At 50.9% G+C, this 14263-nt stretch carries 6 protein-coding genes and 2 pseudogenes; 4 read left to right on the top strand and 4 right to left on the bottom strand.

Annotation, left to right across the window (positions count from 1 at the left end; translation table 11 throughout):
* From H6G89_RS33790 to H6G89_RS33780, 3 genes and pseudogenes are all read right to left on the bottom strand, one after another.
* Nucleotides 1-8426, bottom strand: an 8426-nt coding sequence (locus H6G89_RS33790; protein WP_190514402.1) for a putative Ig domain-containing protein, incomplete at its 3' end; no start/stop codon positions are given.
* Between the two features lie 194 nt (nucleotides 8427-8620).
* On the bottom strand, nucleotides 8621-9334 hold the full coding sequence (locus H6G89_RS33785; protein ID WP_190514401.1) for a hypothetical protein: 714 nt from the start codon (nucleotides 9332-9334) through the stop codon (nucleotides 8621-8623).
* A 574-nt stretch (nucleotides 9335-9908) separates the two neighbouring features.
* Nucleotides 9909-10945 (bottom strand): annotated as a pseudogene (locus H6G89_RS33780) (ISAzo13 family transposase).
* Between the two features lie 916 nt (nucleotides 10946-11861).
* Here H6G89_RS33780 and H6G89_RS35470 point away from each other — a divergent pair.
* The gene (locus H6G89_RS35470) at nucleotides 11862-12104 is read left to right on the top strand and encodes a transposase (protein WP_190514404.1); all 243 of its coding nucleotides are present in this window, start codon (nucleotides 11862-11864) and stop codon (nucleotides 12102-12104) included.
* On the opposite strand, the gene H6G89_RS33770 is transcribed toward H6G89_RS35470, so the two are convergent.
* Nucleotides 12053-12934 carry a tyrosine-type recombinase/integrase gene (locus tag H6G89_RS33770; RefSeq protein ID WP_190514400.1) on the bottom strand — a complete coding sequence of 294 codons (882 nt, stop codon included), beginning with the start codon at nucleotides 12932-12934 and terminating at the stop codon, nucleotides 12053-12055. The genes H6G89_RS35470 and H6G89_RS33770 overlap by 52 nt on opposite strands.
* Here H6G89_RS33770 and H6G89_RS35465 point away from each other — a divergent pair.
* From H6G89_RS35465 to H6G89_RS33760, 3 genes and pseudogenes are all read left to right on the top strand, one after another.
* Nucleotides 12933-13238 (top strand): annotated as a pseudogene (locus H6G89_RS35465) (RHS repeat-associated core domain-containing protein); the annotation flags it as partial. The gene H6G89_RS33770 and the pseudogene H6G89_RS35465 sit on opposite strands and share 2 nt — an antisense overlap.
* Nucleotides 13239-13385: 147 nt before the next feature.
* Nucleotides 13386-13775, top strand: coding sequence for a hypothetical protein (locus H6G89_RS35460; RefSeq protein ID WP_242060255.1), 390 nt, complete (start codon nucleotides 13386-13388; stop codon nucleotides 13773-13775).
* On the top strand, nucleotides 13775-14146 hold the full coding sequence (locus tag H6G89_RS33760; protein ID WP_190514399.1) for a hypothetical protein: 372 nt from the start codon (nucleotides 13775-13777) through the stop codon (nucleotides 14144-14146). Before H6G89_RS35460 ends, H6G89_RS33760 begins: the two co-directional genes overlap by 1 nt.
* Nucleotides 14147-14263 lie beyond the last annotated feature (117 nt).

The raw sequence follows: 14263 nt of genomic DNA, 5'->3' as shown, positions 1-14263 counted from the left end.
TTGCCAGTGAAGATGGTTCTCCATTCCCCACCTGCAATGGGAGCCGCTTCCACCGTATACGTCACACTGTTGCTATCGGGGTCATCCACAGTGCCAATCAGATTGGTCGCAGAGGTGATCACCCCATCTGCAATTCCACTCAGATTCAAACGAGCGATCGGAGCCTGGGCATTGGCAGCGGAGACGACAACGGCTGTGGTGACTTCCGTTTGATTGCCAGCCGTATCAGAGGCTCTCGCCCTTGCCGTAATCGTTCCGGTTTGATTTAGCGTGACGGTAGCAAACCCATTGGCATCAAGGACAACCGCCTGATTTCCCACCAGCAACTGCAGTCCAGCCACATCGACGTTATCAGTGGCTCGTGCCTGGAATGTCACTTGCGAGCCAACTGTGACCTGACTGGTGCTAGCGACCAGAGAGACGCGAGGAGCTTGAGTATCAGCCGTCACCGTGATGTCAAAGGGCTGCTGCACACTGGCTCCGTAGGCATCGGTGACCGTGACAACTACCGGGTGAACTCCCAGGTCAGTGGTAGAAGGTGCCCAGCGCAGTCGTCCCAGGGCATCGAGAATCATCCCCCGACTCAGGGAAGCCGGGTCAAGCGCATAGGTGAAGGAATTCCCATCGGTGTCGGTCGCTCGGATGTCATAGGCATAGGTCACCCCTGGTGTCGCTTGAGTGGGAGCGGTTGATTGCAGGGTGGGAGCGGCATTGGCTTGAGCCGCTAGAACAAAACTTTGATAGGCGTTCAATCCCCCAGCATCACTGACACTCACCACCACCCGGTGATTACCCGTGACAGGAGTGGTCCAGGTGATCTCACCGCTGGTGGCATTAATCTGCATGCCATCCGGACGCTCTAACAACTGGTAGATCAGGGCATCGCTCACATCTGGGTCAGTAGCTGTCACTGTGTATTGGTAGCTTGCTCCTGTGGGTGCTCTTAAAATCGGGCTGGAGGTAATCACAGGCGGACGATTAACCGCAGCGGCTCCCACCTCAATCGTGAAGGTCTGGGTACTTTCGCCACCCCGGCTATCAGTGACTCTCACATCTATCACATGGGAGCCTTGCTGATTAGCAGCGGGTGTCCAGCGGATAATGCCGCTGCGAGAGATGGTCATGCCTCCCGGTTGACGGAAGGGCAGACTAAAGGTGAGGGCATCGTTCTCGGCATCGGTGGCAACAGCGGTATAGACATACTCCTGCCCCACTCCAGCTTGGGTGATGGGAATTGAGCGGATCACTGGAGGCACATTGACGCCAGTGGCTATCAGATCAAAGCGTTGTTCGACGTAGCTACCCAGCGCATCAGTGAGGCGCACGACGATCGTGTGGGTTTGCGCCACCTGCTCCAGGGTGGGAGTCCAGCGCAAGGTGCCCCGCTGCGCGTCAATCACCATGCCACTGGGACCCTGCGACAAGCTCCAGAGCCGGTAATCGCCATCGGCATCGGTGCCCGTCAGGTTGTACTGATACTCCCGTCCCAGATTTGCCACCAGATTGGGCGTGGACGTGATCACCGGAGCAGCGTTATCTACCGGGTTTGTGACTGTGAGGGTGAAAGCTTGATTGACCGTGTGAATGCCATCACTGACCTGCACCACCACGGCATGAGCACCAAACTGATTGGCACTGGGAGTCCAGACCAGCAGCCCATTTTGAATTTGCATTCCCTTGCCAAGGGACGTGGCATCCAGGTTGTAGGTGAGCGGGTCACCATCGATATCGGTGGCTCTGACTTGATAGAAGTAGGGGCTACCAGGACGGGTACTGGTCCGAGGCGATGAGAGAATGGTGGGAGCCTGATTAGGAGCCGCTGCCTCAACCACTAAATCCAGGGTTTGCAGGGCTATCCCACCTTTGCCGTCACTCGCTTGAATCGTAATCTGCCAGGGCTGAATCTCCCCATTGAGCGTGCCTGCTCCGCCCAGAGCGGTTGGCGTCCAACTCACGACTCCGGTGGTGGGATTAATCGTCACCCCAGTGGGGAAGGTTTCTGCCACGATGGGAGCCAGACTGTAGGTGATGCTGTCGCCATCTAAATCCAGAGCGACTGCCTGATAGGTAAAGGGCTTACCGACCTGCGGGCGCACTTCGGTGGAGAGGACGGAGGTAAACACCGGGTCAGCATTGAGCGGAGTCACTTCCAGTTGGAAGGTTTGCAGATCCACTCCCCTCTGCCCATCTCGTACTCGCAGCACAACGTTATACAGCCCCACTTGGTCAGTGGTGGGTGTCCACAGCACTCGCCCAGTCTGGGGGTCTATCGTCATTCCCTGTGGGCGCACGGGCAAATCATAGGTGAGGGACTGCTGGTCAGGGTCAATCGCCTGAGCATCATACTGGAAGAATTGCCCTGCTTCGGTTTGCGTTGGGAACGCACTGGTAATCTGAGGCTGGTTATTGGGAGCAGTTGCCGCTGGGGCATTGCCAAAGTCAATCTGTTCCACCCGTTGCCCTGCTGCCAGCGTCACAAGATAGGACCCAGTCGGAATCACAGGTCTCACCGCAACATCGTCTATCGCTGGACCCCCAACACTAAAGGCGTAAGGCACACGATATTTGCCAAACTGGAGTGTGGTCTGGGTATCGGTGGCAGTAAACTCCAGGCTCGCCTCTCGCCATCCGGTACGGGTGACGTTAAAGAAACCCGCCTGAACACTGGGGTCGAATCGGTCATAGGTGAAGCGTTCAACTCGGTTACCGATACGCACTTCAACGGTCTTAAACTGGTCCCCAAAGAAGGGGTGTCCGGCATGGTCAAAGGTGAGGCGATAGGTCAACCCCGGAATGGTGGCAAAGGTCTGGGCAACCGTACCGCCGTAATAGCCTTCTAGCTCGATGCTGTACTGACCATCCGAGGCGGGCCACAAGCTCTGGGGAGTAATGTCAACATCTTCTGGCGCAGCGGAGTCCCGGTTCAACACCTGCCACCCGGGGATTTGTCGTTGGGCAGGGTCATCCTCCGTAACATTGATCCAGAAGAAATTGCCAAAGAAGGTGGGTGTCCATTCCTGGGGCAGCGTTTCAAAGCTGCCGTTGGTAATGACGTTTGACCCTAACTGGGTGGTCAAGGGAGAGGTCAGAGTAAAGGATGCGGGCACCACTTCCCGCACTAAATATGATCCGGCTGCCAGACCCGTGAAGCGGTAGTGCCCGGTCTCATCCACCAGTGTCGTGACTTCACCCGCGTCTAATTGCTGGTTGTTATTGGTATCCAGATACACTTGAACTCCGGTCAGCCCGCGCTCGCTGGCATCAATTTGCCCATTCCGGTTGCGGTCTTCCCAAATCTGCCCACGAATCTCGCCAGTGGTGGGTTCAACTGTGAGGGTGAGCACTTGCTCCTGTACTCCGCCTCGCCCATCGCGCACCTGCACCGTAACGGGTGGAATCGAACCACTACCGAGGGTAGGAGTCCAGGTGATCAGCCCACTGGTAGGATGAATCGTCATTCCCTGGGGAGGATTGAGCAATGCATAGCTCAAGGTATCCCCGTCTGGGTCAACCGCCTGCACCTGGTAGCGATAGGGACTTTGGGTGTAGACGGTGGTCTCTGGAGTGCTGGTGATGAAGGGATTGTGATTCCCCTGCTCCAGCCGTGTCAAAATGTTGAATGCCTGTTGTGTGCTCTCTCCCCGGTTATCGGAAACCTGCACCACAACGGCTTGAATGCCCTGTTGTCCATCGCTCGGTGTCCAGCTGACCAATCCCGTTGTGGCGTTAACTTGCATCCCCGCTGGTCCACTTGCCAGGGTGTAGGTCAGAGCATCGCCATCGGGGTCTTGAGCCGCGATTTGATAGGTGTAGGGTGCATTGACTCGGGCATCCACTGGGGGAGTGCTGGTCACCAGTGGCAGACGGTTAGGTACGGGCAGGATGACCGCGACCGTCAAGGACTGCTGAGCCGTACCACCGCGTCCATCACTCACTTGAACTTCTACGCTATAGTTCCTAGGGAGAACACCTGTGGTATTCCAGGTCACTAGCCCGGTTTGGGTGTTAACCGTCATGCCATCGGGGGCAGAGGCAAGGGTATAGGTCAGGGTATCGTCATCGAGGTCAGTGGCACCCACGCTATAGCGATAGGGTTGCCCTACCACAACTTCAGTGGCAACAGCCGTTTCCACAACTGGATTGCGATTAAGCTGTGCCAGCACAATCAGCTCATAGGTGAATTGGACGCCATTGGGGTTGTAGAACACCAAACTACGCTGAGCGGTTTCCGCGTTGGGGTCGAGCCGTCCAGTAGTGATTAGCTGGCTAAAGTCGTAGTAGGGGATGCCATTGGGAGTAGTGCCATCGGGACGGAGGAGTTGAACTGTGGGGTCACTGATGCCAGTAACAGCTACTAGCAGAGGGACATTGGTGCTGTATTCACCCAGATTGCGGAGGCTGATATCGGCATACAGCACCTCCGTTTCAGGATCAAATGTGGTGCGATGATACTCCACCTGAACGCTGGGAGAGACATCGCTTAATTGAGTAAAGTCTGGAGTCGCCAGCGGAGTCGCCAGGGAGATAGCCGGGTTGCCAACTTGCACTGGAGGTAAGGTTCCGGCAGGGGCGGGGGTGAGGGCAAGATCACTCACCTGCACCGCTGTCGTGGTATCGCTGTCATTATTGACTAAGCGAAAGACCAGTTGAGCGGCTCCTGTGGGACTGCCCGTGAGATTGAGACTGACGATGCCTGTGGCGGCGTCATAGCTGGCTCCTGCTCCCAGAGCAACGCCTTCACCTTCACTCCAGTTGAAGAAGGCATCACGCCCCGTCCCGATGGTATGGACCAGAGATCTGCCACTGGCATCCACCAGAGCCACTTCAAAGGCATCATTGATGGAATCAGGGTCCGCTCCATCAAATTGAGTATTGATCTTAAAGCGGAGAATGGAGGGAGTTGTGGGAATGGTAAGGGCGACGGTTTGCCCGGTTGTGAACACCGCCCCTTCCATTAACGGTAGGGTAGCGGTGAGGGTGAAGGTTTGAGTGGCACTCAGTCCAGCGGCATCTTCCACCACCAGTCCAATGGGGTAGCTGCCGGGTACAGGTAGCCCTTGCAGAACAGCCGTTCCATCGCCGTTATCCACCAGCGATAGCCACTCTGGAAGCGCAGAGGCTCGAATGGTGCGGGTATCCCCTGTATCTGGGTCAGTGGTGACAATGGTGTACTGATAGAGAGTGCCTGTCTGTCCAACTGTTATGGGGGTACTGGTGAAGTTGGGGGCTTCATTGGCGTTGGTGAGGGTAATGGTGAAGGTTTCTGTCAAACTCAATCCGTCCCCATCGGTGCTGCGAACGGTGATGGCGTAGGACGAGCCGCTCTCAAAATCAAGCAATGTGCTATCACTTACCTGCAACTGGTCGCCCACCAGTTGGAAGCGTCCCCCTGCATCATCTACCAGGGTTAAGGTGGAGGTGTCACCTGCATCCGGGTCACTGGTCACCAGTTGTCCAATCAGTGTTCCGGTGGGGCTGTTCTCAAGAACTTGATTGCTTGTGAGCGTCAGGGTGTTTGGTGGAGTGGAGCGATAGATAATTGTTGTTGAGGTTTGCAGGTTGCCCGCTCCATCGCTTGCCCGCACAGTAAAGGAATTGTCACCGGGCACTAGAGCCACATCGGTAAAGGTAAAGCGACCCTCCCCATCGGCGAGCGCGATGTCTCCTGTTTGCTCCAGCGTCACCCTCACACCTGGGTCACTTTGACCCACCAGCGTCACCACCGTAGCCGTAGTGCGGCGATCTCCCACGGTGCCAGTATCGGACGTTGGAGCTAGATCAATTGTCGGAGTAGCAGGTGGTGTGGTGTCGAGGGTGAAGGCGACCTCATACACCCCGGAGAGGTTGCCATACTCGTCCTGCGATTGCAGCCGCAGGACATGTGAACCATCGGGGAGTGAACCGCCATAGATGGTTTCCAGGCGTGCCCGGTTTAGTGTAAAGCGGCGATCGCTTGTCAGATCTGCCAGGATATCGACAAAGCTGGCGAGCGGGGTATTGTCAAACCCAGCACGGAACCCAGTGATCCCATTGGTATCGATCACCGTTCCTGTGATGGTGGGATCTGACGTGAGGCGATCCGTGTTTATTGAGTTGTTAGCAGCCGTGTCGTTGGCGAGTGCAGCGGTAATCACAGGAGCGTCGATATCGAGTTCCACTGTGACACTGAAGGTGGTAACGGTGATATTTCCCGCCAGATCGGTCGCGCTCAGGGTTAAGGTATGCACTCCATTCGTTAAGCCACCCAGATCAAAGGGTTGATTAAACGAGCCGTTACTATCAAAGGCGATCGCAACATCGGGTCGTTGATCAAAGCGGTAGCTCAATGCAGTTACAGCAGATCCAGTGCCATCAACGGTGCCAGTTAATGTTGCCCCTACCCTCAAAGGACTGGTAAGGGGTGTAGTGAGCGTCAATTGAGGCAAGAGGGCATCAACGGTAATGGGCAATGGCGTAGAAGGAGCACTCAAGTTTCCGGCATTATCTTCGGCGATCGCCGTTAGATTCTGCACCCCATTAGCCAGGGAACTGGTTGTGATTTGCCAGGTACCAGTACTGCTGCCTTGACCGACCAGAACACCATTGCTGTAGAGCCTCACTGTTGTGCCTACATCCGCTGTTCCAGCCAGTTGAGGGGTTGTGACCTGGGTAATGCGGTCGCTGTTGCTTTGCCCGCTGTCACTGGTTGGAACTAAAGATAGCGTAGGGGTCGCTGTGGTGGTATCGAGCGTAAAGGTAATGCTGCTGCTGGAGGAGTTGCCTGCCTGATCTTTGGCAATTAGGTTGAGGGTGTACGTTCCATCAGCTAACACTCCTCCATAAATCTGTTCTAGCTGCGTGCGATTGAGGGTGAAGCTGCCATTGGCTTGGCGACTTGCCAGAATATCAGTGTAATCGCTTGTTGAAATGCTACCGAAACCTGCCCGAAATTCAACAATGGCATTACTATCAGTGACGCTTCCGGTAATGGTGGGATCAAAGGTGAGGCGGTCGGTATTGGTCGTGCCACCGGGAGCGGTGTCTTGTGTCAGGGCAACCGTGAGTTCAGGTGCGGTTGTATCGGGACCGCTGATAGAGGCAGCAATCACAGTCGCTGGGGCATTAAAAATGACATTCCCTTTTGCCCCGATGGAACCCAACAGCGTAGAGGTATTGTTGTACGTGAAATTGCCAACGCTTAAAAAAGCCCCTCGCGTGTTAGCAGCCGCATTGAAGGTAATACTGCCTTGAGAGACGACCCGCAGGTTGCTGGTGGAATCGGTTGTGGTGGTGGCTCCATTGAAATTGACACTGCCGTTAGTACTCTCGCTAGCTAACAAGGCAATGCCGCCAAAGCGTGCCCCATTGTTCATATTAATCGAACCTGAGGCAAAGGCAGAGAGGTCAGTTGAGCTAAGGTTACTCAGGTTAATATTGCCGCTGTTAGTCACCAACATCACATTGGTAAATGTATGCCCGCTGCCATTGAAGTTGATGTCGCCTTGAGCGACTTGGATGATGGTGTGGCTAAGATTCACTCCTGCTGGGACATTGAGTCCACCTCCAGTGACTTGCACTACGGTGGGATTAGTGGCAGTTCCTGGAGGTGGAAATCGATTGGACCAATCAGCAGCACTATTAAGCGGGTTCTGCTGGGCGTTGAACGTCACAGTGGGAGTGCCTGCGGGAATGCGTCGTGACAATTCCTGTTGCCTCAAATCGCTGTAGGCAGGGACAGTGACTGTCTGTTGTTCAACAATCTGAGGTGGCAGGAGGTTAGCATACTGCTGCGTAGAGGCATTACTGACGCTATAACCTGCGGCGACCGCTACTGCCCGGTCTACTAAAATGAGTCTGCCATTGGCATCGCGCAGGGGGTTGCCCGCCGCATCGCGTTGCACAGGTAAGACTGGATTGCCATTAATGGTAAATCCGCTCCCAGCATAAATCAGGGCATCGTCGGTGAGATCTGTGGGATTGCCATCAAAGTCCCCCTCATTCATCGTCACAGTACCTTGTGCCATCACCGCAAAACCAGAACTCACACTTGTGCTAACACTCTGGTTGCTACTGAAGTCAGTCGTGCTAGCAATAGATTGTGTACCTGTGGTTCCGACTAAGGGGCTTGCTGCCGTACTGCCAGTCAACGTATCTCCGACTTCATTACTGGTGCGGGTGTTCAGAGACGATTGAGGTAGCCTGAAGGGTTTGAGGGGTTTGGGTGTTGTTAGATCAACCGGGTCTAACACCTCTGGAGTGCTAAGCGGCTCAGTGTCAAACAAGGGGGTTGAGGGGGTGGATGTGATATGCACGATAGGCAAAGCACCGCTCTCCAGCAGAGAGGGAACTAGTGCACCTCCTAACACCGTATCTTCAGCCGGAATCAAACTGTTCTGTGATCCGGGTAGTGTGGAATAGCTGGGGGAAATCCCTTGAGACTCACTCATAGTAGTGGTTGTGATTGATGAGGGGAAAGAACCGATGTAACCCAAACAATTTGAAGACTCGGCAACACAAAACCGTGGCTTGATCTACTGAGCAAATTTGCACATCAAGCTGTCAAAACCCAACTAGTTCCTGACAATGTTGTAAATGAGGAATTTAATTCTCAATCACAATACTATGCAGCGGAATAATTGATTTAGGCGTTTAAGGGGATAAGTTCTGGTAAAGGAACGGTCCAAGTTTGCTTCTCCTGGTTCAAGAAGCGTTGATTGATAAGATCCTCAAAAATCTTCAAATCCGTTTGCCAATGCTCAATCACATGGCACAACTGAACCGGATGAACTGAGGCAGGATAGGCAAAAGTCCCTACAAACAGGAGGATGGGGTCTACCTGTCCTTCTGACTGCTCTAATGCTGCTTCACTGACAGACACGTTCAAGCGTTTATTCTCTAGTGTGTAGGTGAAGTTGAGAGAAGCTCGAACGGGTTCCTGTCCAAAGTGTTGCCACGCTCCGGGAGCTAATAAATGAGTGACAAGATATTGCCGTACTGCATCCAGATGCTCGTTCATGACAGCAGTTCCTTTAAGGCTAATCACCACATTCTGGTAATTCGCGTGGGGCAACCGTTCAATATAGTGACGCGCAATCCTGGCAATACAGATATTTGAGGATGCTTTTGCTCGAATACCCTCGATAAACAAAATTCGATTGGCTTCGGCAATCAGAGTGATGCCATTTTGAAAAACCAGTTGCGTCAGGTGTTGAGCATAAAGTGGAGGACGAGCAAGTTCCCAATCAATGGGAATAATGCCACTACAACGAAGGACATCTGGGTTCAGCATGGCAGGAGTATGCTTCTCCGTGACCAGCACAATTCCCAGCTCCTGGACATCCATAGCGTGAGTCATGCAAGTGTATTGTTGAAAAACAAATAATGAAGCGTGATGCTAACTAATCAGCATCGAAAACTAATTTGATGTACAACACAATGATGTTGCAATGATTGAAATTGAAAAGTCTCGAATGGAGTCCAGCGCAGTGAGGTAGATACTATATTTCTATGTATCTTTAACGTAGTCTTAGTGTTTCTTCGGATACCTATAGAAGTTATAGAGGTAATCTACGGATTTGAGTATCCGTAGTTCTACTTAATTTGACTCTAACCTCCCCTTCCTCTCTCCTCTTGAGGAGAGTTACAAGTGATGTTGGAAGGTGATTAGCAGCAGATCCACAACACCCTCTTGTGTTGGGGAACGACCTGCGGAACTACAGATCCAGATCCCACGCCCATTCCCATCACCTCTTCTTCTTTGTGGGAATTAATCTCCGGGATTGTTTGGCTGTTCTTGTTGCTCTTCTGCTTCTGGCATTGGGTCTGGCTCTGGTGATGTAGATTCCTCTTGCCCCCGCAGATGCAGGAGGAGTCCACCCAGCAATTGCCCGTTTAGATGTTTAGGATCGTGGATTAAATAACATCCGGAATTACAGCTTTTGTGGTTTAGCTGTGTAGTTCCACTTGGGTAAATACTCATCAAAGACGATCTCCATCGTTTGCTTAAACTCCTGCGACACTTTACGACCCGTTTCAAACACCCCGTCGAGAACAGATGCAAACACACTCAAGCCTGTCTGTGTCTTTGCTTTTGTCATCAAATCCTTGACCATTTGGACATTCTCAAAAATCACCCCTTGACACACCCGAGTTAGATGAGGAAACAAGCGATGTTCAATTGGATTGTATTTGGAGGTGTACGGGGGATAGTGAGCAATGCGAATCTCAATTCCTAATTCGTTGACCAAGGCTTGCAAATCCTGTTTGAACAAATACTGGCGAGAACCGTTGCTACCCCCGCCATCGCACAGTAAGAGAATTGAACTAGCGGTGTGGTAGTAACCAGAACCATGCTCATTCCACCACCGACGAATGGCTTCACAGGCAAACTGGGAGGTGTCGTGAGAGTTACCAATCTGGACATAACCGATGTTACGTGCCAAGTCATATAACCCATGCGGAATGGCTATCCCTTCTGCCAACGATGGCCAATCATGGTCAAATACTTCAACGCCTTTTTCCTGCGTATACAGTTGTCCCTCTCGATACAACCTGCCAATCAATTCTCTTTTTTGGTGTCCATACTCAAGACTGGGTTGCCTGCTGCTTGATACGCCTGTTGTAATCGCTCAATGTTCTCAAACTGTTGATTGCGCTGCGGATGCTCCCCAGTTGCCAGTCGCTTTTGCGCTTTGCGTTTGCGGTAGTGATGCTTCTCCAATAATTGGTCTACCACCGCCACACTAACCTCAATCCCTTCGACTTGCAGTAACTCGGCAATTTCTTGGCGCTTCAGATTCGTCCACTTCACTTTTTCATCGGTTGGCGAACCCGCCGTATGTTGAGCGATTACCCTTAAAAAGACCGCATCGAGTCCCTCAATCGTCTCAAAAGCAGATTTCCGCCCTCCTCCGACTTGTCTAATGCGACTCTGGCTTAACACCTCTTCCTGCTCAAGTTCCTGCATCCCATGACGAATGGGTTTGTCATCACACTCGAAAAGTTGACTGATGTACGTGACCCCACCCCATCCCAGTTTTAGGGCTTCTACTGCTGCATAACGTCGTCGGTCCTTCTCTGACAACGACCGATAGAATCGGCGCATTTGCTGCTCAACTTCGGATGAATAGGGTTGCATCAAGGCTAAATTGCTTTCTCGTTATTGACAGCCTATCACCCCATCTCAATTACCGGATCTTATTTAATTTTTGATCCTTAGTAGTGTGACGAATCACCAAGGCAACTAGATCAATCAACCCCACTTCATCCAAATTCATCCATCTGGTGTCGAAGTGAGAGTCTGAGAAGCTGCTTACTCGGTCGATGAGTTGGAGTTGTTGCTTAAGGGAATACAAACGATACCGATCGTTTGTCCTTAATCAGTTTTGCGACACAACCTGATTTACAAAGAAGGATTTTGCACCGTTTCAGGCTTCTAGTATTTGATCAGCCAAACACAGAAAATGAGATAGATGCCTTTGGCACTTTACAAATGACCAGAATTTTTCCGCTGCTAATATCAAACCCAAAGGCGTGACCAAAGTGAGCGAACGGATAGACGTTAGTTGACAACACCTTTAATGAAGTCTGGCAATTACGCTTGTCTCTCGCTAATCACCTGCTCTGTCACTCACTAGAAGCCATTTGTGAGGAGCGAGCGCTCTTTTACCACTCACCTCAACTGATCGGTTCTTACTTCAATTGCTCCAATATTGTTATTGAACGTAACTATTCAGGTTGAAGAACAGGGAGAATCAGATTTCCTATAAACACTTGTTTGAGGGCATTGAGCACATCAATGCCTTGTTTTCTAAGCGTAGAAATGTAACTTCGAATTCGACAAAATCTTTGCGCCCCCTCCATCGGCATAATTAAGTCATCATCTGGAAACCGAAGCCCAGTCCCCACCTACTGAAGAAATCAACTCTAGCAAGCGTCGTAATAGTCGTAACGGATACTCTGCCAAAACCGTCAAAGCCGATTGTGGAGAATTGGCACTGGAGACTCCCCGTGACCGTGACAGCACCTTTGAGCTGATTCTGGTGCCCAAAGGGGAGCGAATGACTGCTCTGCCTCATACCGCTAGGCGTAATCCACTTGAATCTTGGGGTCGAGCATGTAAATAACGCCCAGTTGTGGCTAAACTGGCGTGTCCTAACGTGAGCTGAACTAAGTTAACAGGAGCACCCCGCTCCAAGGCATGAGAGGCATGGGCATGACGAAACCAGTGGGGAGAAACTCGTTCTACAATTCCAACTCGTTTGCAAGCGGCTTGAATCATGCGACGAACACTATTTCGGTTGATCTTGCCACCCCGTCGAGTTTGAAATATGGGGTCATTGATGGCCGCCTCTGCTCGAATACTCTCTAACACCTGCCACGTTTGAGCACTAAACACGACCACTCTGGTTTTACCTCCCTTGCCAAATAACGTGACTTGTCCTCGTCCCTGTTGTACCCCTTGCAAATCTCGCCACCGCACGTCACACAATTCACTGACACGAGCACCCGTGGCATACAGTAGTCGCAATAAAGCGTGCTCCTGCAAAGTGGCAGTGGCATTGAGTAAGTCTAAAACTTGTCCTTCACTCAAGATGCGCTCGGCTAGGGTATCTTTTGCCCTCGGTGGCTTCAGTAATTGACCCACGTTAGCGGGTAATACTCTCAATTTGTACCCAAAATTGAGTAGCGATTTTAAGCTGTTGAGCCGTCGTTGTTGTGTTGAAACGGCGTATTCTCGCTGGACTAAAGCTTTGGCAAAAACTTGCAGGTCGTTGAGCGTAACAAGTCTCAGTGCTTTTCGACCGATGATGTTGAAAAACAATGCTAAATCTCGACGGTAAGCATCCTGGGTATTCTTGCTCTTGTCATGGAGCCATAACTCTACGAGTTGCTCGTCACTCTCAACGGTCGCTATTTCAGGAGAATGATCTACTCTATCTTCATCCCAAAGCATCTCCCACCTCAACTGCACTATTGCTTACAAGGAGACTTTACCCCACATCGTCCTGCCCTCCCATAGCTATACTTATGACGCCTATGGAAGAGCTGTTGGTGGAACGGGTAGCACTCAGAATAGTTACCAGTTCGCTGGAGAGCAGTTTGATGAGAACTCAGATCAGTACTACCTGAGGCAACGGTACTACAATGCAGAAGCTGGAAGATTTACTAAAAGAGATGCTTATAGTGGTTCACTTGATGAGCCGATATCAGTACATAAATATCTTTATGCTCATGATAATCCAGTTAACTTTACCGATCCTACTGGTTTATTTGCAGTAGCTGAAGCATCAGCTGCAAACTCGATTCGTAGCATTTTATCAGGAATACAAGTAGACAATGGACAAAGGCTAGTAGCAACTACCTTAGGAGATGAACCGACAGCTAGTGGTTTAGTCTTAGAGGGATTGCTAGGTTTAGGAATACTTGCTTCTGTTCCTATAATCACGAAATTTGTAAAAAATACTTTTGTACTTCGCGCCGTCACAAACCAATATAAGTTTTTTGCCGGGAATGAAGCATTTGAACATTTTGCAAGGCATGGAAGTGAAGTTATGCAAGTGTTAGGACGTGCTTCCTATAATTTGGAAGATTATATTGATGATGCAAATCATGTTATTAAAACTGGTACTTGGGTTCCTGAAATGAACGGATACGTCAAAGTAGTTGGTGGTTCAGGAAATGCAAAAGTAGCATTTGTCGGTGTCCGACGAGATAACACAGATGTAGTAACTACATTTCACATAAAATCTTTGAGAGAGATAAGTCGAAAAGCTCCAAGCTTGGGATGGGATTAATGGAAGAAGTAACTATTAGAGAAATTGAATATATTTCAGAGGATGCGGAGGAAGCCCTCGTAAAAGTTACAGATGGAACTTATGAATGCATAGCTTTTTGTCATCCTTGTAATAAGGTGCTTGATAGCATAGTTGAGCAACCTCTACTAGCTTTTGGAAGCAAGGGAGTTGAAATAGTAGATTCAGATTCTTTTGGTATCAATAGAATTGGATCAACCCTCAGACATGAAATATGTGGACAAATTGTTGATCCTGTTTTGGGAATCTTGAGGGTGGGATCAATTCTAGTGGAGCTTGATACCTCTATACCTGGAGGTATCGTAGTGGGCAGTACCGTTAGACTTTTCTGTGAAAGGATAGATTTATTTTGATTAACTTGGAAATGTAGGGATTGTAAATTAGATTGTGTCAAAGGTCAGAAATGAGATCTAATGAACTACTAGACCCGAGACACTCGTACTATGACTTTTCGACCTGAACTCCTCGAT

It is taken from the genome of Oscillatoria sp. FACHB-1407 (assembly GCF_014697545.1).
GTDB lineage: Bacteria > Cyanobacteriota > Cyanobacteriia > Elainellales > Elainellaceae > FACHB-1407.
The sequence above is the reverse complement of the archived record's forward strand: the minus strand, read 5'-3'. Positions and strand labels throughout refer to the sequence as shown.